General features: G+C 65.1%; 24 protein-coding genes and 1 pseudogene. 8 read left to right on the forward strand and 17 right to left on the reverse strand.

The genetic code is table 11. From position 1 onward, the window contains the following. Positions 1-216, forward strand: a pseudogene (locus tag AXW67_RS44470) (glycogen synthase GlgA); the annotation flags it as partial. A gap of 131 nt (positions 217-347) precedes the next feature. On the opposite strand, the gene AXW67_RS30830 reads toward AXW67_RS44470, so the two are convergent. Continuing rightward, positions 348-1,298 carry an oxygenase MpaB family protein gene (locus AXW67_RS30830; protein WP_063680926.1) on the reverse strand — a complete coding sequence of 317 codons (951 nt, stop codon included), beginning with the start codon at positions 1,296-1,298 and terminating at the stop codon, positions 348-350. Between the two features lie 92 nt (positions 1,299-1,390). Continuing rightward, positions 1,391-2,533 carry a patatin-like phospholipase family protein gene (locus tag AXW67_RS30835; protein ID WP_063680927.1) on the reverse strand — a complete coding sequence of 381 codons (1,143 nt, stop codon included), beginning with the start codon at positions 2,531-2,533 and terminating at the stop codon, positions 1,391-1,393. A gap of 200 nt (positions 2,534-2,733) precedes the next feature. Between AXW67_RS30835 and AXW67_RS30840 the strand changes: the two genes are divergently transcribed. Next, positions 2,734-3,621 (forward strand): LysR family transcriptional regulator, encoded by an 888-nt coding sequence (locus tag AXW67_RS30840; protein ID WP_063680928.1) that lies wholly within the window; start codon positions 2,734-2,736, stop codon positions 3,619-3,621. Between the two features lie 61 nt (positions 3,622-3,682). Here AXW67_RS30840 and AXW67_RS30845 read toward each other — a convergent pair whose 3' ends face one another. Both AXW67_RS30845 and AXW67_RS30850 read right to left on the reverse strand, forming a co-directional pair. Continuing rightward, the gene (locus AXW67_RS30845; RefSeq protein WP_063680929.1) at positions 3,683-4,399 is read right to left on the reverse strand and encodes a peroxiredoxin-like family protein; all 717 of its coding nucleotides are present in this window, start codon (positions 4,397-4,399) and stop codon (positions 3,683-3,685) included. 82 nt (positions 4,400-4,481) lie between these two features. After that, entirely contained in the window at positions 4,482-4,766 is a 285-nt protein-coding gene (locus AXW67_RS30850; RefSeq protein WP_063680930.1) for a hypothetical protein, read from the reverse strand. A 239-nt stretch (positions 4,767-5,005) separates the two neighbouring features. Between AXW67_RS30850 and AXW67_RS30855 the strand changes: the two genes are divergently transcribed. Both AXW67_RS30855 and AXW67_RS30860 read left to right on the forward strand, forming a co-directional pair. Continuing rightward, positions 5,006-5,488 carry a cupin domain-containing protein gene (locus AXW67_RS30855; RefSeq protein ID WP_063680931.1) on the forward strand — a complete coding sequence of 161 codons (483 nt, stop codon included), beginning with the start codon at positions 5,006-5,008 and terminating at the stop codon, positions 5,486-5,488. 139 nt (positions 5,489-5,627) lie between these two features. Continuing rightward, positions 5,628-6,836 carry an MFS transporter gene (locus AXW67_RS30860; protein ID WP_063680932.1) on the forward strand — a complete coding sequence of 403 codons (1,209 nt, stop codon included), beginning with the start codon at positions 5,628-5,630 and terminating at the stop codon, positions 6,834-6,836. On the opposite strand, the gene ccoS is transcribed toward AXW67_RS30860, so the two are convergent. From ccoS to AXW67_RS30910, 10 genes are all read right to left on the reverse strand, one after another. Beyond that, on the reverse strand, positions 6,833-7,000 hold the full coding sequence (gene ccoS, locus AXW67_RS30865; RefSeq protein WP_063680933.1) for a cbb3-type cytochrome oxidase assembly protein CcoS: 168 nt from the start codon (positions 6,998-7,000) through the stop codon (positions 6,833-6,835). The genes AXW67_RS30860 and ccoS overlap by 4 nt on opposite strands. Then, positions 7,000-9,192 (reverse strand): cation-translocating P-type ATPase, encoded by a 2,193-nt coding sequence (locus tag AXW67_RS30870; RefSeq protein ID WP_063680934.1) that lies wholly within the window; start codon positions 9,190-9,192, stop codon positions 7,000-7,002. The genes ccoS and AXW67_RS30870 overlap by 1 nt, the downstream gene beginning before the upstream one ends. An 11-nt stretch (positions 9,193-9,203) precedes the next feature. Then, positions 9,204-9,689 (reverse strand): FixH family protein, encoded by a 486-nt coding sequence (locus AXW67_RS30875; protein WP_063680935.1) that lies wholly within the window; start codon positions 9,687-9,689, stop codon positions 9,204-9,206. Positions 9,690-9,704: 15 nt separating this feature from the next. Then, a complete protein-coding gene (ccoG, locus tag AXW67_RS30880) occupies positions 9,705-11,171 on the reverse strand; it encodes a cytochrome c oxidase accessory protein CcoG (RefSeq protein WP_063680936.1) in 1,467 nt (488 codons plus the stop codon). 111 nt (positions 11,172-11,282) lie between these two features. Continuing rightward, complete coding sequence (gene ccoP, locus AXW67_RS30885; protein WP_063680937.1) at positions 11,283-12,158, reverse strand: cytochrome-c oxidase, cbb3-type subunit III; 876 nt, start codon at positions 12,156-12,158, stop codon at positions 11,283-11,285. Positions 12,159-12,164: 6 nt separating this feature from the next. Beyond that, positions 12,165-12,329, reverse strand: coding sequence for a cbb3-type cytochrome oxidase subunit 3 (locus tag AXW67_RS30890; protein ID WP_027550199.1), 165 nt, complete (start codon positions 12,327-12,329; stop codon positions 12,165-12,167). A gap of 13 nt (positions 12,330-12,342) precedes the next feature. Then, entirely contained in the window at positions 12,343-13,077 is a 735-nt protein-coding gene (gene ccoO, locus AXW67_RS30895) for a cytochrome-c oxidase, cbb3-type subunit II (RefSeq protein ID WP_063680938.1), read from the reverse strand. A gap of 10 nt (positions 13,078-13,087) precedes the next feature. Then, positions 13,088-14,737, reverse strand: a complete 1,650-nt coding sequence (gene ccoN / locus AXW67_RS30900) for a cytochrome-c oxidase, cbb3-type subunit I (protein ID WP_063680978.1) — start codon at positions 14,735-14,737, stop codon at positions 13,088-13,090. A gap of 206 nt (positions 14,738-14,943) precedes the next feature. Then, on the reverse strand, positions 14,944-15,369 hold the full coding sequence (locus tag AXW67_RS30905; protein WP_063680939.1) for a CBS domain-containing protein: 426 nt from the start codon (positions 15,367-15,369) through the stop codon (positions 14,944-14,946). A gap of 28 nt (positions 15,370-15,397) precedes the next feature. After that, positions 15,398-16,231 carry a universal stress protein gene (locus AXW67_RS30910; RefSeq protein WP_063680940.1) on the reverse strand — a complete coding sequence of 278 codons (834 nt, stop codon included), beginning with the start codon at positions 16,229-16,231 and terminating at the stop codon, positions 15,398-15,400. Between the two features lie 206 nt (positions 16,232-16,437). Here AXW67_RS30910 and fixL point away from each other — a divergent pair, with 206 nt between their 5' ends. The 4 genes from fixL to AXW67_RS30930 all read left to right on the forward strand — a co-directional run bounded on the left by fixL (position 16,438) and on the right by AXW67_RS30930 (position 19,840). Further along, positions 16,438-17,955 carry a sensor protein FixL gene (fixL, locus tag AXW67_RS30915; protein WP_063680941.1) on the forward strand — a complete coding sequence of 506 codons (1,518 nt, stop codon included), beginning with the start codon at positions 16,438-16,440 and terminating at the stop codon, positions 17,953-17,955. A 3-nt stretch (positions 17,956-17,958) separates the two neighbouring features. Next, positions 17,959-18,576, forward strand: coding sequence for a response regulator FixJ (fixJ, locus tag AXW67_RS30920; protein ID WP_063680942.1), 618 nt, complete (start codon positions 17,959-17,961; stop codon positions 18,574-18,576). Between the two features lie 43 nt (positions 18,577-18,619). Then, a complete protein-coding gene (locus tag AXW67_RS30925) occupies positions 18,620-19,033 on the forward strand; it encodes a response regulator (protein WP_027550192.1) in 414 nt (137 codons plus the stop codon). A 102-nt stretch (positions 19,034-19,135) separates the two neighbouring features. Next, positions 19,136-19,840, forward strand: coding sequence for a helix-turn-helix domain-containing protein (locus AXW67_RS30930; RefSeq protein WP_063680979.1), 705 nt, complete (start codon positions 19,136-19,138; stop codon positions 19,838-19,840). 65 nt (positions 19,841-19,905) lie between these two features. Here AXW67_RS30930 and AXW67_RS30935 read toward each other — a convergent pair whose 3' ends face one another. The 3 genes from AXW67_RS30935 to AXW67_RS30945 are packed head-to-tail and all read right to left on the reverse strand — an operon-like array spanning position 19,906 to position 23,968. Continuing rightward, positions 19,906-21,198, reverse strand: a complete 1,293-nt coding sequence (locus AXW67_RS30935) for an MFS transporter (protein WP_063680943.1) — start codon at positions 21,196-21,198, stop codon at positions 19,906-19,908. A gap of 23 nt (positions 21,199-21,221) precedes the next feature. Then, positions 21,222-21,740, reverse strand: a complete 519-nt coding sequence (locus AXW67_RS30940) for a PRC-barrel domain-containing protein (protein WP_063680944.1) — start codon at positions 21,738-21,740, stop codon at positions 21,222-21,224. Between the two features lie 23 nt (positions 21,741-21,763). Continuing rightward, on the reverse strand, positions 21,764-23,968 hold the full coding sequence (locus tag AXW67_RS30945) for an amylo-alpha-1,6-glucosidase (RefSeq protein ID WP_063680945.1): 2,205 nt from the start codon (positions 23,966-23,968) through the stop codon (positions 21,764-21,766). Positions 23,969-23,981: the final 13 nt, after the last annotated feature.

Consider the following 23,981-nt stretch of genomic DNA (forward strand, 5'->3'; position numbering starts at 1 on the left):
GGGCTGGCGGAGACCATCACCGACGGCGAGACCGGCTTCCTGTTCTCGCAGCCCTCATATGAGTCCTTCCTCGGCGGCGTCCGCCGGGCATTCTCGACGTTCATGACGCAGGACCGCCTCGACTCCATGCGCCGCAGCGCGATGGCGCGGTCGTTCTCCTGGAGCATCTCGGCCGGCAGCTACAGCGCGCTGTATCGGAAGCTGGCGTCGGCGTGAGGCGCGCGAGGCGCTTCCACATTTTCCGTCATTGCGAGCGCCGCGAAGCAATCCAGACTGTCTCCGCGGAAAGATTCTGGATTGCTTCGCGGCGCTCGCAATGACGGTGTTTGTGGCACCGACGGAGGACCTCACCCCCTGCCGCGCTCATCCATTTGCGGTCGGCCGATCCAGGCGCGATTGAGACAGCGGGTCATCCAATCGGGCTCCGTCCTGCCATTCAGCCGCGCCTGCGCTTCCTGATAGGGACCGACATAGCGCAGCCGATCGGGCAATCTCGGGTAGACGCGCCGTATCCACCGCAGCGCGTTGTCTGCGGCTCTGGCGTCCCGCTCGTCGAGCGCAAAGCCGAAGCCCGCGCGCAATCGCTCCGGCAGCATGCCCGCAGTGAGCGCGCGATACCATCGCGGCGGCCGCAGCCACGGACGCGCGCCGCCGAGAATCTGCGTCGCGACCTCGCGCGCCGCCGCGCTGACAGTCAGCGTGTCCGACTGCGCCATCGCTTCGCAATACGCTGCGAAGCCGGACCAGTCCGCCGGGAGATCATCCGGCGTCAGCCCAAACAGAGCGCCGTACATCCTGCTCTCGGTCCAGTAACGCTCGCGCTCCTCCATCGAGAGCGGCGGCAGAACCAGATCGTGCGCCATCAGCGCGGTCTCGGTAAGCGTCGCATGAACCCAGCGCAGCGCTGGAACGTCGTTGGCGCAGTACTTCGAGCCCGCCGCGAATGGACCGACCGCATCGGGCATGTGTCCAACGATCATGGTATGGCGCCGATGCAGTTGCCGCGCCGACAGAAGCGCCCTGTCGAGCGAGCCGAACACCATGGCGAACATGATGTCGAACGTGCGATGGAAGCGGCCGATCGGATCGACTAGGGTCCGGGAGTGCTCGGCGATGGCGGCCGCGACCCAGGGATGCGCCAGCTGAAGCAGCAGTGCGCGGCCGGCGCCGAGAAAAATCACGGCTTCCCGATCGATCCGCCAGCTTACCGAGGCTGGACCAAAAACGCCCGCGATCGGTCCCGCGGCATCAGCCCGGACGAGATTGAGCGCAGCCTCCAGATCTTTTTCACCGACCAATCGCAAAACCCTTCAACGCAGACGCCCCATAATAGCCGAGACCCGTGGACTCGCGAAATCGTCATTACGTGAAGCGGCGAATGATCCGGCGATCACTCCGCGGCGATCGGCATTTCCTCCATGTGCTCGTGCAGTACCACGCCTGACAGCGGGTCGAATTCTCCAACCCAGGGCGCGCGCGCAAGCACTGAGCTCGTGTGCGCATAACCGGCATCCCAGCGCCGCATGATGCCTGACGGGCTGAAGTCGATATCCTTGGTATGCGTCTCGTGATCGAGCTGCGGCGTCAGTAGGCGCACCACGTGCATGCGCGTCGGACAGCCATAGCTCACCAGCTCACGCACGGCCGGATCGTTGCGCTCGCTCTCCGGCAGTCGCGCTGCGAGCTGGTTGATGACGTGGCGCAGACGATGTGCCTGCTGCTGGCGGGCAATCTGGCTGGCGATCCGGCTGGAGTACTGTACGTCCTTGTGCCGGTTCAGCACCTCCGCCATCGTCGTCGGCTCGGCGCCGACGGGATTCCACAGATGGACGGCGAAGATCAGCGAGTCCTTGCGCGGGTTGTCGTCGAACACGGCCTCGGTCGGCGTGTTCGAGAGAATACCGCCGTCCCAATAGAGCTCGCCGTCGATGCGTATCGCCGGAAAGGCGGGCGGCAACGCGCCTGAGGCCATGACATGCTTCACCGTCAGTTCGCCGTCGCGGCTGTCGAAATAACGCATCCGGCTGGTCCGGACGTGAGCTGCGCCGACCGTGAGACGCGGTGCGCAGCCATTGACCCGGCTGAAATCGACGAGCTCGAGAAGCGTCTTTTCCAGCGGCGCGGTCGAATAGAAGCCGGCGTGATCCGCCCCGAGCGGAAAGGAGTCACCCGCATGCGCCAGCGGATTGGGCCGGAAGAAGCCAGGAATGCCGTTGGTGATCGTCGACCAATAGGCAAGTTTCTCGTTGAAACCGGGGAACGCCGTCCGCAGATTCCAGATCGGATTCTGCTCCATCCGCTTCCAGAACTCCTTCAGCCGCGCCAGCCGGTCCTGCGGCTCGTTGCCGGCGATCAGGCTGGCGTTGATCGCTCCGATCGAGGTGCCGATGATCCAGTCCGGCTCGATGCCGGCCTCGTGCAGCGCCTGGTAGACGCCAGCCTGATAGGAGCCGAGTGCACCGCCGCCCTGGAGCACAAGCACGACCTGGCCCGGCAGGGCCTTTGACCCTATGCGCTGAATGGTGCTCTGCATATATCGCCTCCGTCAGGCTCGACGCCGCTTGAAATACGCCGGAGCAGCGCCATTGTTACGCCTGCCATTCTGCAGAACGCACGGGCACTCAGCAAATGCCCGTTGGCTTCCGAAACCATGCGCGGACGCTATTGCCGCGAGGGTGTCATTCCCTACCCCAATCGGTTAGATTCCGGGTCGGTTTTGCTGGGAGCCGATCCATGGAAATGCATCAGGTCCGCTATTTCCTCGCGGTGGCGCAGCTATTGAATTTCACGCGCGCGGCCGAAGAATGCAACGTGACGCAGCCTTCGCTGACGCGCGCGATCAAGCAGCTCGAGGCCGAGCTTGGCGGCGACCTGTTCCGCCGCGAACGGCCGGCAGCACAACTCACCGAGCTCGGCCAGCGAATGCACCCGCTTCTGAAGCAGTGCTTTGATGCCGCCGTTGGCGCACGCTCGCTCGCCTCCTCGTTCAAGAGCGGGGAGATCGGCGCGCTGCGCATCGCGCTGACGCATTCGGTCGATCTCGCTTTGCTCATTCCGCATCTCAGAGAGATCAAGCGGCAGTTCAACCGGCTCGAACTCCGCTTCCTGCGGGGCTCGAGCCGCGAGGTCGGCGAATTCCTGAAGAAGGGCGAAGCCGAGCTCGGCATCGCCGCCGATATCGACGAGGCCTGGGAGCGGCTCGACGTCTGGCCATTGTTCACCGAGACATTCGAGCTCGTCGTCAGCAGGGAGCATCGACTGGCCGATCGCAGCATGATCGAACTGGATGACCTGCGCTCGGAGCAATTGCTGAGCCGAACCTTCTGCGAGCACTCCCGGCGCATCTTGGCCAGCCTGCGCGAGCACGGGATCGACGTCGATCATGGCCACGAGATTGCGAGCGAGCACGATCTGATCGAGCTGGTGGAAGCCGATATCGGCATCGCCATGGTGCCGCGCACGTCGCTTGTGCCGGAGACGTTGAAGCGGACCGCGATTGCAGGACTGGACGCCCGCCGCACTGTCAGCCTCTATGGGGTCGCCGGCCGTCAGCGCACGGCGGTGGCCAACGCCGTCATGCGCATGTTGCGCGGCGCGGACTGGCGGGAGATTGCGGGGTAGCTCTCCCGACGCAAAGTCGGTGTCTACGCTCCCTCGCCCCGCTTTCGGGAAGAGGTGAAGTTCAGTGTTCCCGGCTCGCACCTTCCAGCGCCTTGAGCAAATCATCGATCTCCATGCGCTTGCGGAAATCAGGATCGACGAAGCGAGCCCTCACAATTCCGTCGCGGCCGACGACGAACACCGCCGGAATCGGCAGCATCCAGCCATCGTTGCCGTGGAACTTCGCCATGTCCTGATAGGACAACAGCTCCTGAATCTCGGCCCCGAGCCAGATCGCGAGGTTGAGCGACAGCGCATAGCCGTTGTCCAGATCAGTCAGCACCGGAAACGGCGCCCCGGACTCGGCCTTGAACTTTCCGGTGAACTCCTGGGTCTCCGGCATGATTGCGATGGTCTGCGCCCCCAACGCCTTGATGCGGTCCTGCGCCTGGGTCACTGCGCCGACATTGAGCCGGCAAAAGGGACACCAATGGCCGCGAAAGAACATCACCGCGACCGGACCGCTCACGAGCAGCGCGGGCAGCGTGACGAGACGTCCGCTCTCGTCAGGCAGCATGAACGGCGGCATCGCATCACCCGGACGTGGCGCGCTCTCTCCGCCGCCGTTCCCGTTCAATCTTACCACCAGGCGATCGACCGCGTCGCCATAGGCCGGGAACACTTCGCGGCTGGCGTCGGCATAGGCGCGGAGCTGTTCGCTCAGCGTGCCCTCCATATCGCGGCACCGCTGGAAGGCAAGCCTGAGCCGCTCGGCATCGGCTGGTGAGAGAGACGTCATCTTCCGCTCCGGCGTTCCCTGAGGCGAATATTAGTTTCGTGGTCCGGCCGCCCGCAAGGGCGGCCGTTACGCGAGTGGCGGCTCAATTCACGTAGAAATTGCCGGTCGGATCGAGCCGACCCGGCGTGTAGTACAGCGTGCCGTTGTCCATGAAGAAGACGGTGTTTTCGGGCACTTGCTTCGCGTTCTTCATCATCGCGTCGTGGTTCTTCTCGGCCGGCGCCATGGCCATCGCCGACATCTTGCCCGGCCCGCCATAGACATAGGCCATTCCGGCCTTGAGATCCCAGGCGGCCTCCGAGAAGGCCGATGTGGCGATCACCGCGAAGGCGGCGGTGGCGATCAGGGTCTTGGATACTTTCGTCATAGAATGCTCCTCCGGATTGACGTGAACGCCCGCCAATCGGGCGCCCTGCCATGGAACGCTGGAAGCCGCGCAAGCGAAAATGCCGATCGCCGATCGGTTCGATAGCCACCGCGTATCAAGATAGCGCCGGGCTATCGCAGCGAGAGCGAGACGGCATTTCCGCAGAGGCGCGACTTTGACGAAGCTGATGCCATTGCCGGCGACCGATGAACCCCGGCGAGCAACAAGGGAGACTATCCATGTTCACGCATCTCACATCGTCGCGCGCGGTCTGGGCAGGTCTTGCTATCGCCGGCGCACTCGCGGTCTTGGCGCAGCCAGCTCTCGCCGGCGAATGCCCGGCCGACAAGATCAAGCCGAATGCACGCCAGATGGTCGACTACAAGCCCGTCGGCGTCACCGACGTGACGCTCGGCTCGATTGACCTCGGCAAGCAGCCCGCCAACATCAGGGATCGCGAGCTGCGCTTCCGCAAGCTGACCATCGAGCCCGGCGGCATCGTGCCCTGGCACAGCCATGACGACCGCCCTGCCCTGATCTTCGTGCAGCAGGGCGAGATCGTCGAATACGCCTCCAACTGCGTCGATCCGATCGTGCACAAGGCCGGCGATCTCCGTCCCGAGGTCTACGGCACCTCGCACTGGTGGAAGAACCTCGGCAAGGAGACCGTCGTCCTCTACGTGGGCGACGTCCACAAGGATCCGCACGACCACAACATGTGACGAGCCACTGCTGTCCCGTCATACCGGGGCGCGGAGCGAACTATGGTGCGCAATTGCGCACCTGAGAATCCTTGGATTCCGGGTCTGGTGCTTGCGCACCAGCCCGGAATGACAACAGCCGTTTCAGGGATGTCGCATCATGACCGATCTGTCTGCACGCATAAGCCCCGCTGCAATGGGGATGGGCGAGCACTCGCGCGGTGTCGTCCTCCGCTCTCTCGTGATCGGCCTCACCGCATTCCTCACCGTGGTCGACCTGTTCGCCACGCAGGCGATCCTCCCCTCCCTGACGCGGCACTACGGCGTAACGCCGGCGGCAATGGGCTTTGCCGTCAATGCCAGCACCTCTGGCATGGCCGTCGCCAGCCTCGTGGTCGGCGTCTTCAGCCCGCGCATCGACCGAAGGCGCGGCATCCTCCTGAGCCTGACCTTGCTCGCCATTCCCACCAGCCTGCTCGCGTGGGCACCGAATCTCGCTGTCTTCACCGCTTTGCGCGTCATCCAGGGCCTCTGCATGGCCTCCGCCTTCGCGCTGACGCTCGCCTATCTCGGCGAGCAGTGCAGCGCAATGGACGCCGGCGGCGCGTTCGCCGCCTACATCACCGGCAATGTCGCCAGCAACCTCGTCGGCCGGCTGATCTCCGCCGCAGTCGCCGACAGCCTTGGCCTCGCCTGGAACTTCTACCTCTTCGCCGCGCTCAACCTCGCCGGCGCGGTTCTGGTCTACTTCACCATCGCGCGCGTTGAGCCGATGCAGGCCATGACGCTGACGGCATCCCCTCTCGAGGCCGTATCAGCGCATTGGCGCAATCCGCGGCTGCGCGCGGCCTATGGGCTCGGCTTCTGCATCCTGTTCGCCTTTATCGGCACCTTCACCTTCGTCAATTTCGTGCTGGTGCGGCCGCCATTGTCGCTGGGCGTGATGGATTTGGGCCTGGTCTATCTGGTGTTCCTGCCATCGATCGTCACCACCCTATTTTCCGGCCGCGCCGTCGCACGGATCGGAACGCGCCCGACCATCTGGGTTGCGCTCGGCGTTGCCGCGATCGGCCTGCCCCTGATGCTGACGGCGCATCTTGCCGCTGTCCTCGCGGGCATGGTGCTAATTGGTGTCGGCACTTTCTTTGCGCAGGCCGCCGCAACTGGTTTCGTTGGACAGGCAGCCACTGACAACCGCGGCGTCGCCAGCGGGACCTATCTCGCCTGCTACTTTTGCGGCGGGCTCGCCGGCACCGCCGTGCTCGGCCGGCTGTTCGATTCCTTGGGATGGCCGGCCTGCGTTGCCGGTGTCGGGGCGGCACTCGCGATTGCAGCGTTCCTGACGTCTGCGCTCAGGAGCGACTCCTAGCGCTTCGCCTGCGCCTCCTGCGGTGGATCATCATCGGCAACCGCGCGCCAGGCAGCGCCGTCGAGATCGTCGTACTGGCCGCTCTTCAGCGACCAGAGGAAGGCGGCGAGGCCTGCAAGTCCGAGGGACAACGCCAGCGGGACCAGGATGACGAGAACCTCCATCACGCGATCTCCCGCGAGGCGCTGCGGGCCCGCAGCGAATTCAGCATGACCAGGATTGATGATCCGCTCATCGCGGCGGCGGCGATCAGGGGCGTTACGACGCCGCTGATTGCGATGGGCACCGCCAGGACATTGTAGCCGATTGCAAGCCAGAGATTTTGCCGCATCAGATGCAGCGCCTTGCGCGAAAAATCAAACGCGGCGACCACGGGCGCCAGCGGCTTGCCGAGGAAGACGAGATCGGCGGTCGACTGGCTGAGATGGGCGGCCGAGATCGGCGACATCGAAACATGGGCTGCCGCCAGCGAGGGCGCATCGTTCATGCCGTCGCCGACCATCAGCCCCTTCGCACCGCGCCGCTTCAATTCCTCGATCCGCGCGATCTTGTCGGCCGGCGTGACGCCGGCGCGCCATTCAGCGATGCCCAGCGCTTGAGCCGCTGCTATCACCGCCGGCTCGCGGTCGCCGGAGAGGATCTCGATGCCGACATTGCGCGCCTTCAGCGCCGCAATGACACCTTGCGCGTCTGGACGCAGGCCCTGACGCACCGCGAGGATGAACTTCTCGCGGCCCTTGCCGAACGCCACCACGGACGCCTCGGCTTCGAGATTGCCGCCAGCCCCAAGCAGCGCCTCAGCGCCGCAGAACGACGGACGGCCCAGCCGGAGTTCGATGCCGTCCACGATCGCGCGCACGCCCTGCCCGGCCTCCTCGACAGCGCCGATGATCGGCGACCTGGCGCCGGCCGCCTGCGCGACCGCAGCGGCGACCGGATGATGGCTCGAGAGCGCGAGCCGGCCGGCGAGCTCGAAGATATCAGCAGGAATATCGGCTGCATTGGTGACTTCAAGATCGGGCAGCGTCAGCGTTCCGGTCTTGTCGAAGATGACATGATCGGCTTCGGCCATGCGCTCGATGGCATCGCCCGAATTGAGCAGCACGCCGGATTTGAACATCGCGCCCGAGGCCACCGTCTGCACGGTCGGGATCGCCAGGCCCAGCGCGCAGGGACAGGTGATGATCAGCACGGCGACACCGGTGACGATCGCATCATGCCAACCAGCGCCGGCAATGACCCAGCCGATGATGGTGAGGAGCGCGGTCGCATGCACCACCGGCGCGTAGAGCCGCGAGGCGCGGTCAGCGAGCCGCATGTAGCGCGAGCGCGCCTGCAGCGCGTTGTCGAGCAGCCGCGTGATCTCCGCGAGCAGCGTCGCCTCGGACGCCGCCGAGACCCGCACCCGCAGCGTGCCGGAGATGTTCATCGAGCCGGCATAGACCGGCGTGCCGTGCTCTGCCGTGACGTAGAGCGTCTCGCCGGTGATCAGGCTCTGGTCGATCTCGGAACGTCCCTCGATCACGGTGCCGTCGACCGCGCAGCGCTCGCCGGGCCGCAGCAGCACGATGTCGCCGGGATGGATCGCCGCCACCGGCACCTGCGAGATCTCGTCGGGACCGACGAACTTCGCGGCGGTTTCCGCCTTCAGCGCGGCGAGATTGCCGGCGACCGCGCGAGTCCGCCGCCGCATGTTCTGGTCGAGGAAGCGGCCGACCAGCAGGAAGGTGAGCAGCATGATCGCCGCGTCGAAATAGGCGTGCTCGGCGTGATGGACGGTCTCGACCACGGACATGCCGAGCGCGAGGATCACGCCGATCGAGATCGGCACGTCCATATTGGTGGTCTTCGCCGCCAGCGCGCGCCAGGCCGAGCGGAAGAACGGCTGCCCGGCATAGGCCGCTGCCGGCAGCGCGATCAGCGCCGACAGCCAGTGGAAGAAATCGCGCTGCTCGGGCAGCATGTCCGAGACGCTGCCGGACCACACCGGGATCGACAGCATCATCACGTTCATGGTGGCAAACGCCGCGACGCCGAGGCAGCGCAGCAGGAAGCGCGATTCCGCGACTTCCGTCGCCTCCGCGCTCTCGGTCTCATAGGGGTAAGCCTTGTAGCCGAGCTCCTCGAGACGATCGATGAAGCGTCCCGGATCGAGCGTACCCTCTTTCCATTCCAGCGCGACGCGGCGGTCGGTGAGGTTCACCCGCGCCAGCGTGACGTCCGGAATGGCCGACAGTCCGCGTTCGATCTTGGCCATGCATCCGGCGCAGTGCACGCCCTCGACCGCGAGATCGATGTGATGGAGCCCCTGCCCCGCGGCCCGGACATAGTGCGAAAAATCTCGCGTCACCTGCATGGCGCGCCCCTTCAGTTCAGGATCACACGGTTGCGCGAGAGAAACACGCGCTCGCCGCGGGCCTCGCCTTCGATCACGAGATCCCACTGACCCGGCGCAACGGACGCGGCAGTGCCGCGATAGATGCCGATGCCTGCCTCGGAGAGCTCGACCGCGAGGTCGGCACGTTTGTCGGTCGGCCGCTCCAGACGGCCGCCGAATTTCAATCCGCTCATCAGCTGACCTGCGGCATCGCGGGCCTCGACCTGAAGAACGGCGCCCCCATCAGTGCGGCGTTCGATATGCGCGTTGACCTGCCATTTGCGCGCCGCCTGGTGCTGCGCCGCGGAGATCTCCTTGTCGTAGGCGAGCCCCGCCGCATAGGGACTGTCGACGTCGGTGCCGGGCAACGTCGCGATGGCGAGCTTCATCATGGTGACGTTGACCCCGATCACGATGCCGAAGAAGGCGACCAGCATCAGGAAGACCTTGGTTCCGGTCAGTGGCTTGGATGCCATGGCAGTCTCCTGGCCCTAAGGCGAGACGAAATTGTCGGTGGTCGAGGCGACCTCGCCGAGCCCGATATCGGTGACGTGGAAGCGGACTGGAATCGACTTCTCCGGATTGCTCTCGGCCGGCGCGGTGACGAGCAGCCGCAACTCGCTGGTGGAGTCGCGCGGGATCACGACCATCGGTCGGTCCGGCGTCACCGAATCGACGCCGACGACATGGATCGTCAAATTGGCCGGGCCGTCCGCATCGATCGCGACGACGCGGTCGTAGCCGCTCTTGTTCAGAAGCCGGACCGTATAGGCGTTGCGGATCGAGCCGTCGCTGAGCTTGACCGCGATCGGATTGCGGTCGTGCAGCACGTTGACATCGAGCAGGCTGCGGGTCGCCAGCGTATAGAGCATGATGCCACCGACGACCGCGATGATCGCGCTGTAGACGACGGTGCGAGCCCGGACGATGCGATAGACCGGCGCCTTGCCTTCCTGGCGGCGCTGGATGTTGATGTCGTTGTCGTAGCCGATCAGGCGGGTCGGCCGGCCAATCTTTTTCATCACGTTGTCGCAGGCGTCGATGCAGAGCCCGCACTGGATGCATTCGAGCTGCGGCCCGTTGCGGATGTCGATTCCGGTCGGGCAGACGGCGACGCATTGAAAGCAGTCGACGCAGTCGCCGACCTGTTCGCCCAGCGCGCGCAGCTCGATGGCCTTCTTGACCGAGGTCCGCTTCTCGCCGCGATCGTAGCGGTAGGTGACGTTGAGCGCCCATTCGTCGGTGAGCGCTGCCTGGATACGCGGCCACGGGCACATGTAGGTGCAGACCTGCTCGCGCATGAAGCCGGCCAGCACATAGGTCGTCGCGGTGAGAATGCCGATCCAGATATAGGCGATCATCGGCGCCTGGAAGGTGACGAGCTCCTTCACCAGCGTCGGCGCGTCGTTGAAATAGAGCACCCAGGCGCCGCCGGTCCACCAGGCAATCAGCAGCCAGATCGAATGCTTGAGCACGATCTCGGAGATGCGCTCGAGCTTCATCGGATCGGACGACTTGTCCTTCTTCATGCGCTCGCGCCGGTCGCCTTCGATCAGGCGCTCGACGGCATAGAACAGGTCGGTCCAGACCGTCTGCGGGCAGAGATAACCGCACCAGATGCGGCCGCCGATCGAATTCATGAGGAACAGCGCCACTGCGGCAACGATCAACAGGCCGGTGAAGTAGTAGACCTCCTGCGGCCACAGCTCGATGAAGAAGAAATAGAAGCGGCTGTTCGGAAGATCGATCAGCACCGCCTGGCTCGGCGCACCGAGGCCGCGATTCCAGCGCACGAATGGCAGAAAGTAATAGACGCCGAGGCAGAACGCCATCAGGCCCCATTTGATCCGGCGGAAGGTGCCGGAGACGCTCTGGGGATAGACCTTCTTGCGGGCGGCGTAGAGTGGCCCGTAATCGTCGTCCGATGTGAGCTCGTTCGGGTTCACGGTCTTGTTCATCGCTGAGAGCTTCTAATGAGGTGCGATCGAACCTAGACCGTGGGCCGGCGCGTCAATTGATTCAGCGCAAAACGGGAGCGATTTTCTTCGCCCCCGTCCGCCGCTGGCCTGCTATTTTCCACCGCCCAGCGAATGGACATAGACCGCCATCGCCTTGATAGTGGCGGGATCGAGCCGCCCGTCCCATGCCGGCATCACGCCGGCGCGGCCCTGGCTGATGGTCTCGATCAGCGTCGCCTCGTCCGAGCCGTAGAGCCAGATCTTGTCGGTCAGGTTCGGCGCGCCGAGCTCCTGGTTGCCCTTGCCGCCATCGCCATGGCACGCGACGCAATTCTCGGCGAATATCTTCTCGCCCTTGGCGGCGTCATATTCCTTGCGGGTCGAAAGGCCCGACAGCGAACGCACGTAATTCGCCACCGTGACGATCTCGTCCGGCTTCAGCACGCCGTCCTTGCCGAAGGCGAGCATCTGGCCCTCATGCGTCTTGGCGTGCCCCGAGCGCGCGCCGTACTGGATGGTCTGCATGATCTGCTCGAGCGTGCCGCCCCACAGCCAGTCGTCGTCGTTCAGGTTCGGGAATCCCTTCGCGCCGGAGGCGCCGCTGCCGTGGCACGGTGCGCAATTGTCGCCGAACACGGTCCTGCCCTTGGCCCGCGCCAGGGCAAGCAACGCCGGATCCTTCTCGATATCGGCGAGCGGGGCGGCGGCCAGCGCCGCCATCTTCTCGCCGCGGGCCACCTCGAGATTGGCGAGCTCCACCGCGAGGTTGGCGCGCGTCGAATAGCCGAGCAGGCCGGTGGTATGGCTCGAGATCAGCGGCCAGGCCGGATAGACGATCCAGTAGCCGATCGCCCAGATGATGGTGAGATAGAAGGAGATCACCCACCAGCGCGGCAGCGGCGTGTTGAGCTCCTTGATGCCATCCCATTCATGCCCCGTGGTTGACTTGCCGGAGACGGCATCGATGTCGCCATGATGATCGGTCATGATCTCTCACTCCTCCCGCAACGGCAGCCGTGCCGCTTCGTCGAAGACGGCCTTGTTGCGAGGCCAGAACGCGTAGGCGATGATCGCGAGAAAGATCGCGACGAAGGCCGGTGTCCAGATCGTCGTCACGAGCTCGGACGCAAGGTTATGGACTGTCAGAATCGCTTTCATCGGTGGTGCCTTCTCAGCGAAGATTGGCTTTCTCGTTGTAGAGCTTGAAGTCGACCAGCGTGCCGAGCATCTGCAGATAGGCGATCAGCGCGTCCATCTCGGTCGGCGTGCCGGCCTTGCCGTCGAAATTACGCACCACGGCCTTGGCGTAGCGCTTGCCGAAGGCATCGCTGCCGGCATTGTCCGGATCAGCCTGGGCTTTGAGGTCGGCTGCGGCATTCGCGATCTGGTCGTCGGTGTAGGGCACGCCGACCGTTCTCAAGGTGCGCATGTGGTCGGCGATCGATTCGGGATCGACCTCGGTCTGCGCCAGGAACGGATAGCCCGGCATCACCGACTGCGGCACGATCGCGCGCGGATTGGTCAGATGGGTGACGTGCCAGTCGTCGGAATATTTGGCGCCGACGCGGGCGAGATCAGGACCGGTGCGCTTCGAGCCCCACTGGAACGGGTGATCGAACATGCTCTCGGCGGCGAGCGAGAAGTGGCCGTAGCGCTCGACCTCGTCGCGCAGGGGCCGGATCATCTGCGAGTGGCAGAGATAGCAGCCTTCGCGGACATAGATGTTGCGGCCGGCAAGCTCGAGCGGCGTATAGGGCCTGACCCCGTCGACCACCTCGATCGTGCTCTTGAGGTAGAACAGCGGCGTGATCTCGACGAGACCGCCGATCGCGATCACGACGAGGATGCCGACGACCAGGATGATCGAGTTCTTTTCGAAGATTTGGTGGCGTGTCCAGAACGACATGGTCAGCTCCTCATTCCGCCGGCTGAAGAGCGACGGGCATCTGGACTTCCGCTTCACCGACGCGGACCGTCATCCAGAGATTGTAGGCCATGATCAGCGAGCCGATCAGGAACAGCGCGCCGCCGGCTGCACGGATGATGTAGAAGGGATGCATGGCCTCGACGGTCTCGATGAAGGAGTATTCGAGGAAGCCGAGCGAGGTGTAGGCGCGCCACATCAGGCCCTGCAGGATGCCGGACACCCACATCGCCGAGATGTAGAGAACGATGCCGAGCGTGGCGATCCAGAAGTGCCAGTTGACGAGCTTGAGGCTGTACAGCCCCTTGCGGTTCCAGGCCCACGGCACCATGCAGTAGAGCGCGCCGAAGGAGACGAAGCCGACCCAGCCGAGTGCGCCGGAATGCACGTGGCCGATGGTCCAGTCGGTGTAGTGGCTGAGCGAGTTGACGACCTTGATCGACATCATCGGGCCTTCGAAGGTGGACATGCCGTAGAAGGCGACGGAGACGACGAGCATGCGCAGCACGGGATCGGTGCGCAGCTTGTCCCAGGCGCCTGACAGCGTCATCAGGCCGTTGATCATGCCGCCCCAGGAGGGCATCCACAGCATCACCGAGAAGGTCATGCCCAGCGTCTGCGTCCAGTCGGGCAGCGCCGTATAGTGCAGATGGTGCGGGCCGGCCCAGATGTAGAGGAAGATCAGCGCCCAGAAATGGATGATCGACAGCCGGTAGGAATAGATCGGCCGCTCGGCGCGCTTGGGGATGAAGTAGTACATAATGGCGAGGAAGCCCGCGGTCAGGAAGAAGCCGACCGCGTTGTGGCCGTACCACCACTGGAACATGGCGTCCTGGATGCCGCCCCAGGCCACATAGGATTTCGAGCCGAGCACCGAGACCGGAAGCGCGGGATTATTGCCGAGATGCAGGACCGCGATCGTCACGATGAAGGCGAGGTAGAACCAGTTCGCGACGAAGATGTGCGGCTCCTTGCGCTTGATGATGGTGGCTAGGAAGACGAGCAGATAGACCACCCAGACGATGGTCAGCCAGAGATCGGCGTACCATTCCGGCTCGGCATATTCCTTCGACTGGGTGACGCCGAGCAGATAGCCGGTGCCGGCAACCAGGATAAAGAAGTTGTACCCGACGACGACGAACCAGGGCGCGAGGTCACCGGCGAGGCGCGCGCGGCACGACTTCTGCACCACGTAGAAGGAGGACGCGATCAGCACGTTGCCGCCGAAGGCGAAGATCACCGCGGAGGTGTGCAGCGGCCTCAGGCGGCCGAAGCTGGTCCAGGGCAGGTCGAAGTTCAGCCATGGCCACGCCAGCTGGGAGGCGATGATGAGACCGACGAGAAATCCGGCAACGCCCCAGAACATCGCCATGAAGGAGGAGAACTTGATCGGGCCCATGTTGTAGTTGGGGCGGCCGTTGATCTCCGCCGGCGGCAGCGCCGCTGGGCGGTCGAAATAGCGGTTGATGATGCAGAATGCCGCGGCGAGGCTCGCGGCCGCGCTGAGTCCGGCATGGAAGGCGAACGCAGTATCGAGCGCCTTGGCCGAAGCGATCACGCAGAGAAAGGCGGTGACCGCGAACAATGCCGCCAGGCCACTTTCGCCGATGGTCATGGATTTCAACGTGGAGGGCTGGCTCATCGCGGATTCTCTCTGAAAGAACACGGAAGCCAGAAACCACATTCGTGCTCGCGGCGAATTGATTGAAATCAAGAGGGTTGATTTCTGCTCGACGCTCGCTGATCGGACAGCGCTATCAATCGCCGTCGCCCGGCGCTGCGACCGCGGCAAGCAGCATCTTCCGTGAAACTACGGAGGTGAAAGTCGCGGGGATTGCGGGCGTGTCTTTAGTCGCGCGCGGTCGCCTTGAGGGCCGCGATGACGTCCTCGCGGGCGATGATGCCGACGAGCTTCTGCGTGCTGTCGAGCACGATGATGCTCCTGATCCGGTGCTCGACCATGATCTGGAGGACACGTGTCAGCCTCGTGTCGGGACTGACATAGATGAATTCCGGCGTCATGACATCGCCGACCTTGCGGTTCATCAGGTCGAGATAGCGCGGCACCATCTGGGTCGGGGTGAAGGCGAAGCACTTCAGGATATCGAACTTGGTAACGATACCCACGACCTGCCCGTCATCCTCGACCGGGTAGCTGTTGAAATCGTCGCGCTCGAACATCTCGCTGAGCGCGAGCATGTCGAGATCGCGCTTGACCGTCCTGACGTTGCGCGTCATGTAGCCGTCGACGGTCGCTTCAAGGAATTTATACATGGCGCGTCCTCATCGATTCGTCGCGTGCTCAGTGCGACAGCAGCACGCAGCGGGCGGATTGCGTGACCAGATATTCGGTGACGCCGCCGAGGATCAGCTCGCTGAACCGCGAATGACCGTAGGCGCCCGCAACAATCAGGCCGGCTCCGACATCGCCGGCCACGATTCCCAATTGATCGGCCGCGCTTTGGTTCCCGGTCGCTTCGCAGACGCGCGCCGTGGCAGTGACACCGTGCCGGGCGAGCCAGGCGGTGACATCGGTGACGCGCGCCATCGCCGCCGAACGGTCGTCGTCGCCTTCAGGGATCTCGACGACGGCGACATCCCTGGCCTTGCGCAGCATCGGCAGCGCGTCGGCGACGGCCCGCCGGGCTTCCGGCGTGTCCTTCCACGCCACGAGCACGCTGCGCAGGTCGAGCCAGTCGACCTTGTCGGGCACGACCAGAAGCGGACGGCCGGCCTGCAGCACGAGGTCCCTGGGGCTCGCGAGCGAGAAGGCGTCGGAAAAGGCCGGGCTCTGCCCGCCGCTGACGATGATGTCGGCGCAACGCGCCTGCGCCAGGACAAAGCGTGCCGGAAAATCCATGGCGCTGCGCCACTCCACATGACCACCGCGGTTTCTGACCGCGGCGCGGAATTGCGCTTCGAGCTTGGTCAGGCGCCGCTCGACCGACGCGCGGCCTTGATCGATCACGCCCTGGGCCGCGGCGCCATCGGTGAAGTAGAGGGGCGGAAGAAACTGCGCCGCCGCGACGCCGACGATCGCCGCCTCGAATCGTTCGGCGATCTCGCCGGCGACCTGAAGACGCGCGTCGTTGGGCTGATCGAGCGCCAGGCTGACCATCACGGTCGCGTATGTCATCAGGAATCTCCAGGGCACTGAGCTTCCGGAGAGTTTAGGCCTCCGCACAGTCGGCAGGATGAGATAGATCAAACTGCCATGCGTCGCGCGGCAGGAAATCCTCCAATAGAATCAGACCTCCGAACTTGCCTCCGGCGCGGCCTTGGGCGAAATTGCCGCGAGGTGGCGCCATCCGGGCCGGCCACCGCAAGGATTGGAGCAGTTGCTTGTCGCCGACCCGCGTAACGCATCCGCAAGCCGACGATCGCGGCGAGCACTTCCGGGTCCGGATCGAGGGGTTCGGCGTCGGCACCTGGGATCTCGATCTCAGGACACGCGATCTGGAGTGGTCGGACACCGCCAGAGCGCTGCTCGGCATCGCGCGGGATCAGACGGCGAGCTTTGAGCTGTTCATGTCGCGCCTCGCGCCCGACGACCGTGAGCGTGTCGAGAGCGCGATCAAGCGCGTGTCCGAACAGGGCGGCGGCCTGGACGTATCGTTCAGGCTCGCCCATGCCTCCGACCGCGGACACTGGATCCGCGCCAGGGCAGGTCTCATTCGCGATGACGCCGGCGTGGCGCGCCATCTCAGCGGTATCCTGCTCGACATCGACGAGGAGAAGCAGGTCGAGGAGGCCTTGCGCACGCGCGAGACCCACCTCCGCTCGATCCTCGAGACCATTCCCGATGCCATGATCGTCATCGACGGCCACGGCATCATCCAGCTGTTCAGCACCGCCGCCGAGCGCCTGTTCGGCTGGTCCGGGCACGAGGCAATCGGCCAGAACGTCAGCATCCTGATGCCGGAGCCGGACCGGACCCGCCACGACAGCTACATCGCGCGCTACCGCACCACGCACGATCCGCACATCATCGGCATCGGCCGGATCGTGACCGGCAAGCGCCGTGACGGCACCACCTTCCCGATGCACCTGTCGATCGGCGAGATGCAATCCGGCGGCGAGCCCTATTTCACCGGCTTCGTCCGCGATCTCACCGAGCATCAGCAGACCCAGGCGCGGCTCCAGGAGCTGCAATCCGAGCTGGTCCACGTCTCGCGGCTGACCGCCATGGGCGAGATGGCGTCCGCGCTCGCGCACGAGCTCAACCAGCCGCTGGCCGCGATCAGCAACTACATGAAGGGCTCGCGGCGGCTGCTTGCTGGCAGCAGCGATCCGAACACGCCGAAAATCGAGAGCGCGCTGGACCGCGCCGCCGAGCAGGCGCTGCGCGCCGGCCAGATCATCCGGCGGCTGCGCGACTTCGTCTCCCGCGGCGAGTCCGAGAAGCGGGTCGAGAGCCTGTCCAAGCTGATCGAGGAGGCCGGCGCGCTCGGTCTCGCCGGCGCGCGGGAGCAGAACGTGCAGCTCCGCTTCACGCTCGATCCGGACGCCGATCTCGTGCTCGCCGACCGCGTCCAGATCCAGCAGGTGCTGGTCAATCTGTTCCGGAACGCGCTGGAGGCGATGGCCCAATCGCCGCGCCGCGAGCTGGTCGTCATCAACAACCGCATCGCCGACGACATGATCGAGGTTGAGGTGTCCGACACCGGCTCCGGCTTCCAGGATGACGTCGTTCCAAACCTCTTTCAGACCTTCTTCACGACCAAAGAGACCGGCATGGGCGTGGGACTGTCGATCAGCCGCTCGATCATCGAGGCTCACGGCGGCCGCATGTGGGCCGAGAGCAATGCATCGGGCGGCGCGACGTTCCGCTTCACCTTGCCGGCAGCCGATGAGACCTGATCCATGACGACCAAGGGAATTGTCTACGTTATCGACGACGACGAGGCGATGCGGGACTCGCTGAACTTCCTGCTGGATTCCTCCGGCTTCAGCGTCACGCTGTTCGACAGCGCGCAAGTCTTCCTCGATGCCCTGCCCGGCCTCGCTTTCGGCTGTGTCGTCTCCGACGTGCGCATGCCCGGGCTCGACGGCATCGAGCTGTTGAAGCGGATGAAGGCGCAGCAATGCGCGTTTCCGATCCTGATCATGACCGGTCACGGAGACGTGCCGCTCGCGGTCGAGGCTATGAAGCTGGGGGCTGTCGACTTCCTGGAGAAGCCGTTCGAGGACGACCGCCTGACCACCATGATCGAATCGGCGATCCGCCGGGCGGAGCCGACCGCCAAGAACGAGGCGATCGTGCACGACATCGCCGCCCGCGTCGCTTCTTTGAGCCCGCGCGAGCGCCAGGTCATGGAAGGGCTGATCGCGGGCCTCTCCAACAAGCTGATCGCCCGCGAATACGACATCAGCCCGCGCACGATCGAGGTGTACCGGGCCAATGTGATGACCAAGATGCAGGCCAACAGCCTCTCGGAGCTGGTGCGGCTCGCGATGCGCGCCGGCCTGATCAAGGATTGAGGCAGGTCAAAACGACGTCTTCCGTCTGTGCTAGCCAAGCGGCATGATCGAGATCGGCTCATCTGAGCGGCTCTCGTCCACCGCAAAGCCTACCATCATTGTGGTCGACGACGATGCCGCCGTCCTGGGATCCCTGCGGTTTCTGCTGGAAACCGACGGCTTTGCCGTGCGGACCTTCCGGAACGGCACCGCGCTGCTCAATGCCGCCGGCACGTCGGGCGCCGACTGCTACGTGATCGACTACAAGATGCCCGACATCAACGGCATCGAGCTCGCCGGACGCCTGCGCCGGTCGGATAGTGAGACGCCCGTGATCCTGATCACCGGCTATCCGGACGAGAACATCTCGGCGCGGGCCGCGGCCGCCGGGGTGAAAGACGTGGTTTTGAAGCCGCTTCTCGATGAAAATCTGGTCAAACACATCCGCCGGGCCATCCAGGACAGGCGCGGAAACTGACCTACGGGTTTCTACGTAGGTGAATGTCCCTAAGGTATCGCTCGAATTTTCCACTGCCCCGATACCGCGTAAGCATAAGCCATCACAACGGAGATGGCACAGATGCTCACCCAGTCGCTCAACGCCCCGGCGATCAGCACCCAAATCACCCGCGGCAAGGTTGCGCCCGCCCCCCATCCCGTTTCCGACCAGTTCGGCGCCATCACCGGCCATGTCGGCCTTGTCGCCAGCGAATTCTCCTACCGCAAGGACGAGGAGATCTACGGCGAGGACGAGCCGGCCGAGTATGTCTACCAGGTCGTCTCCGGCGCGGTGCGCAGCTACAAGCTGCTCTCCGACGGCCGCCGCCAGATCGGCGCCTTCCATCTTCCCGGCGACGTGTTCGGTCTGGAGTCCGGCGCCACGCATCGGCTCGCCGCCGAGGCCATCATCGACACCACCGTGCGCCTGGTGAAGCGCGCCAGCCTCGAGAAGGCCGCCGGCACCGACGTCCAGGTCGCCCGCAAGCTCTGGGCCATGACAGCCTCCGAGCTGCGCCACGCCGAAGATCACATGCTGCTGCTCGGACGCAAGACCGCGATGGAGCGCGTCGCGACCTTCCTGCTCGAGATGGACCGCCGCCTCGCCGTCGCCGGCATGATGGCGCTGCCGATGTGCCGCCGCGACATCGGCGACTATCTCGGCCTCACGCTCGAGACCGTGTCGCGCGCGCTGTCGCAGCTTCACGCCCAGGGCATCCTCGGTTTCTCCGGCGCCCGCCAGATCGTGCTGCGCAACCGCCAGCGCCTGCACAATCTCGACGCCTGATCTCTTGCTCCCCCACTATACGGCCGGTCGAACGCGTTTCGGCCGGCCGTTTTTTCTTGTCGCGATCACACCGCGCTGCGCCGGGTCTCCGGCATTATCAGCAGAATCAGCACGAAGCCTGTCGCAGCAACGCTGGAAAGTCCGATGAAGGCGGTGGCATTGCCGAACTTGTCGCTGATAAAGCCGCCGAGGGCCGTGCTCAACGACGCGCCGATCCCGGTCGCGGTGCCGACGATGCCCTGCGCGAAATTGAAATGGCCGCTGCCGAACGCGACGTCGGCGACGATCAGCGGAATCATCACCGCGAACACCGCCGCGGTGACGCCGTCGAACACCTGCACCAGCACGACCAGATAGGGATCGCGCACGGTTGCGAACAACAGCCCGCGAATCGTCAGCGCGCCGAATCCGATCAGGAGCAGCGGCCGCCGGCCCCAGACCTGGGCCTTGCGGCCGACCGAGGGCGACAATAGCGCCACGATCGCCTGCGGCACGATGATGCAGGCGGCGACGAGGATCGTCGCCCACTGACTCGATCTCGCCGTCACCGCGCTCGCCATCAGCGGCAGCATCGCGGCGTTGGCGAGCTGCAACAGCGTGACGCTGAGCGCGAACACCAGGAGCGGCCGTTGCCGCACCAGATGCCACACATTGGTGTCGCCGCGGTCGGCCGCCTCGCGCGGCATCTCGCCGTGACAGCGCGCGATGTCGACCTCCTCCTCGCGGATGCGCGACAGCGCGATCAGGGTCGGGATTGCGAGCAGGAAGGTGACCAGGAACACCGAGCGGCTCGACAGCAGATAGCCGGCGGTGCCCATCACCGCGGCGGCGACGCCATTGCCGAGGGATGCGAAACGGGCGTTGCGGCCGAGCCGCTCACCGATGGCGAGCGGGCCGACCAGGCCGAGGCTGATCGCCGCGATCGCCGGCCCCAGCACACAGCTCGCCGCGGCGTGCAGCGTTGCAGCCGTCACCACCACCGGAAAGATCGGCATCGCCGCATAGGCCAGCGCGCAGAAGCCGATCGTCGTGATCGCAAGCGCTGCGACCAGCCGCTCGGATTTGGCGGCATCGATGATCGCGCCGCCCGGCATCTGCCCGATCAGCCCGACAATGCCGCCGATCGACAGCACGAGGCCGATCTCGACCTGGGTCCATTTCTGCGTCGTCAGGTAGACCGCGATGAAGGGACCGAACCCGGTCTGCACGTCGGCAAGGAAGAAGATGAACCAGTCGAGGCCGCGCAGGCTCTGGCGCGACGGCGCTGGAATAGCGGCCGGCACCAGGGCGGCGCCGACTCGTCCGACGCGGCGTTCGCGATCATCGTCTGCTTCGTTCGGCTTCCTCGACAAGAGCACCAGTGGTCAGCCCTCCCCGCACCTCACGGAATGGTTTGCAGCGGTTGCAGGCTGCCGGACGCGCCGAGCACGACGATCGGCGTGTCCTCCTTGTATTCCGGCGCGGCTGCGACCTGCGCCTTGGTCAGCTCCAGCGTGATGCTGCCCTTCTTGTTGACGATCTTGCCGAAACGCAGCGCGTTCCAGTCCACCACGATCTTGCGGCTGCCGACGCCGAGGAAGCCGCCGAAATCGATCACGGCGGCGCGGACATGGCCGTCGCGATCGACCACGACGTCGACGATACGGCCCATGTCCTCGTCCGCCGCGCTGCGGACGTCGCGGCCGAGCACGCCATGGGCGTCGCTCGCGCCGATGATCGTCACCGACGGCGGCGGCGCGGCGTCCTTCGGCGTAACGGGGACCGCCGAGGCCGGCGGCGCTGGCGGCGTCATCGGCTCAGTCTGGACCGCAGCAGGCTCCTGCTCCGCGGCACGCGAAGTGGCCACCGCCGAGCCCACAACGATCGTCACACACAGGATCAATCGTCCGACGGCACACATAACAACCTCCTTGCGGCGCGCCCTCAGCGCGCCAGCACGATCGACACCTGAATCTGCCCGCGCGTGCGCAGCACCTCCAGCGCAACGTCGTCGCCATGGCGGCTGACGCGCAAGTCGACGCTGGAATCGCCGAGCCGCAGATCGTGCAGGATCACTTCGTTCAAAAATGCCGGCAGATGCGGATTGAGCAGCCGGATCTCACGGCGGGCGACGTCGAATTCGATGCCAAGCGCCGCCTCAAGCAGCGTGAACGGCGTCGCACTCGCCCAGGCCTGCGGCGCGCAGGCGACCGGATACAGCGTCGGGCCGCGCCGCTTCTCGCGCCGGAAGCCGCAGAACAGCTCCGGCAGCCGGCGCAGGTCCATATAGGTCGCGGCCTCGAACAGCCCCTTGAAGACATGCGCCACCGAATGCTTGAGCCCGTACTGCGCGAGCCCGAGCGCGATCAGCGCATTGTCATGCGGCCAGACCGAGCCGTCATGATAGGACATCGGATTGTAGCGCACCTCGCCGCGCGCGACCGTGCGGATACCCCAGCCGGAGAAGAAATGCGGCTGCATCAGGTCAGCGGCGACCCGCCGGGCGCGGTCCTCACGGATCATGCCGCTGAACAGGAGCTGCCCGGCATTGGAGGTCCGCACCTTGCACGGACGCTTCTTGCCGTCGAGCGCGAGCGCATAGGTGCCGAGCTCCTCGCACCAGAACGCGCTCTCGAACTGCTCGGCCAGCGCATTGGCTTCCTTCTCGAGCTGCCGCACGCGCTCCGGCTTGCCGAGCCGCAGCGCGCAGCGCGCAGCGAGCTGCTTTGCAGCGTAGACATAGCCCTGCACCTCGGCCAAGGCGATGTTGCCTTCCGCGAGCTGGCCGTCGGCATGGAAGATCGCGTCGTAGGAATCCTTCCAGCCCTGGTTGGCGAGTCCCTTTTCGGTGGCGCGCTGGTATTCGACAAAACCGTCCTGATCGGGATCGCCGGGACCATCGATCCAGGCCAGCGCCGCCTCGATCGCGGGCCATAGCTCGATCAATGTCTCCTCATCGCCGGTGCGCTCGAAATAGCGCCCGGCCAGCAGGACGAACAACGCGGTCGAGTCCACGCTGCCGTAATATTGCGCGAACGGCACCTCGCGCAGCGCGGCCATCTCGCCGCCGCGCATCTCGTGCAGGATCTTTCCAGGTGCAGCGTCGGCCAACGGGTCAACCGACTTCGCCTGGAAATGTGCAAGCCGTCGCAGCACGCCCTTCGCGACGCGCGGATCGACCCACAGCATCTGAAGCGCGGTGATCAGACCGTCACGGCCGAAGGTCGTCGAGTACCAGGGAATGCCGGCATAGGGATAGCGCCCCTGCGGCGTCTCCGTCATCAGCATGTTGAGGTCGGCCATGGCCTGGCACAGCACCTCGTTGAAGATATTGTTGGAGGTCTCGATGCTGGCCGCGCCCACCGTCGATTGGCGCATCTCGCGGCGATGGGCAAGCAGGCCCCTGAAGAAGCGCGCCGGCTTCTGCGCTCTCGGCCGGTTGCAGGACACGGCAACGAACAGCGATTTTGCCTCATGTGGATCCAGCTCGAGCTGCCAGGTGGCGGCATTCACCGACAGCCGTGTCGGACGCGGATCGAAATGAAGGCCGGTGGTGCGCTCGGCGTCATCGAGGCCGCGATATTCGAACAGAACGTCGGTGGGCCCGAGCAGCCGGCTGGAGCCGGTCCCGCGGCGCGCGCGCCGCTCGCCGCGGACCTCGAACAGGTCGGCGAAATCATTGTCGAACAGAAGCGTCAGCTCGAAGCTGGCGCGCTGCTCGCCGTGGTTCTGCACACCGACGCGCTGATAGGCTGCGCCGCGCCACAGAAAGATCGTGCGCACGATGTGCAGCAGGTCCTTTTGCAGCACAAGGTGTCCCTGCCGATAGATGTCGGGATTGGTGAGATCGACCGTCAGCCCGGAATTGTCGTCGCGCAGGTTCGAGCCCAGCAGCAGCGGCTGAAGATCGTCGAGCACGAGCTCGAGCCGGGCAAGATACCGCGTGTCGCAATGAAACAGACCATCGGGGCCGCCGGCGGAGGCCCCGATGTCACCGTGACTGTCGAGCACGATGAAGGTGTCGTCGTGCTTGAGCGAGCGCCGCGGCCGCGCCGCAGGCCCCGTCATCGGAATGTAGAATGCCTGCTCGGCGACGGCCTCCACAGTCCGTGACACGGAGACGATATGGGTTACGGCTTCGGCTGCCATCAACTGCTTCCCT

Source organism: Bradyrhizobium neotropicale (assembly GCF_001641695.1).
Taxonomy (GTDB): Bacteria; Pseudomonadota; Alphaproteobacteria; order Rhizobiales; family Xanthobacteraceae; genus Bradyrhizobium; species Bradyrhizobium neotropicale.

Coding starts and splice junctions, on each gene's coding strand:
- AXW67_RS30835 (WP_063680927.1), bottom strand. CDS start 2,533: ATGCAGAGCACCATTCAGCGCATAGGGTCAAAGGCCCTGCCGGGCCAG.
- AXW67_RS30840 (WP_063680928.1), top strand. CDS start 2,734: ATGGAAATGCATCAGGTCCGCTATTTCCTCGCGGTGGCGCAGCTATTG.
- AXW67_RS30845 (WP_063680929.1), bottom strand. CDS start 4,399: ATGACGTCTCTCTCACCAGCCGATGCCGAGCGGCTCAGGCTTGCCTTC.
- AXW67_RS30850 (WP_063680930.1), bottom strand. CDS start 4,766: ATGACGAAAGTATCCAAGACCCTGATCGCCACCGCCGCCTTCGCGGTG.
- AXW67_RS30855 (WP_063680931.1), top strand. CDS start 5,006: ATGTTCACGCATCTCACATCGTCGCGCGCGGTCTGGGCAGGTCTTGCT.
- AXW67_RS30860 (WP_063680932.1), top strand. CDS start 5,628: ATGACCGATCTGTCTGCACGCATAAGCCCCGCTGCAATGGGGATGGGC.
- ccoS (WP_063680933.1), bottom strand. CDS start 7,000: ATGGAGGTTCTCGTCATCCTGGTCCCGCTGGCGTTGTCCCTCGGACTT.
- AXW67_RS30870 (WP_063680934.1), bottom strand. CDS start 9,192: ATGCAGGTGACGCGAGATTTTTCGCACTATGTCCGGGCCGCGGGGCAG.
- AXW67_RS30875 (WP_063680935.1), bottom strand. CDS start 9,689: ATGGCATCCAAGCCACTGACCGGAACCAAGGTCTTCCTGATGCTGGTC.
- ccoG (WP_063680936.1), bottom strand. CDS start 11,171: ATGAACAAGACCGTGAACCCGAACGAGCTCACATCGGACGACGATTAC.
- ccoP (WP_063680937.1), bottom strand. CDS start 12,158: ATGACCGATCATCATGGCGACATCGATGCCGTCTCCGGCAAGTCAACC.
- AXW67_RS30890 (WP_027550199.1), bottom strand. CDS start 12,329: ATGAAAGCGATTCTGACAGTCCATAACCTTGCGTCCGAGCTCGTGACG.
- ccoO (WP_063680938.1), bottom strand. CDS start 13,077: ATGTCGTTCTGGACACGCCACCAAATCTTCGAAAAGAACTCGATCATC.
- ccoN (WP_063680978.1), bottom strand. CDS start 14,737: ATGAGCCAGCCCTCCACGTTGAAATCCATGACCATCGGCGAAAGTGGC.
- AXW67_RS30905 (WP_063680939.1), bottom strand. CDS start 15,369: ATGTATAAATTCCTTGAAGCGACCGTCGACGGCTACATGACGCGCAAC.
- AXW67_RS30910 (WP_063680940.1), bottom strand. CDS start 16,231: ATGACATACGCGACCGTGATGGTCAGCCTGGCGCTCGATCAGCCCAAC.
- fixJ (WP_063680942.1), top strand. CDS start 17,959: ATGACGACCAAGGGAATTGTCTACGTTATCGACGACGACGAGGCGATG.
- AXW67_RS30925 (WP_027550192.1), top strand. CDS start 18,620: ATGATCGAGATCGGCTCATCTGAGCGGCTCTCGTCCACCGCAAAGCCT.
- AXW67_RS30930 (WP_063680979.1), top strand. CDS start 19,136: ATGCTCACCCAGTCGCTCAACGCCCCGGCGATCAGCACCCAAATCACC.
- AXW67_RS30940 (WP_063680944.1), bottom strand. CDS start 21,740: ATGTGTGCCGTCGGACGATTGATCCTGTGTGTGACGATCGTTGTGGGC.
- AXW67_RS30945 (WP_063680945.1), bottom strand. CDS start 23,968: ATGGCAGCCGAAGCCGTAACCCATATCGTCTCCGTGTCACGGACTGTG.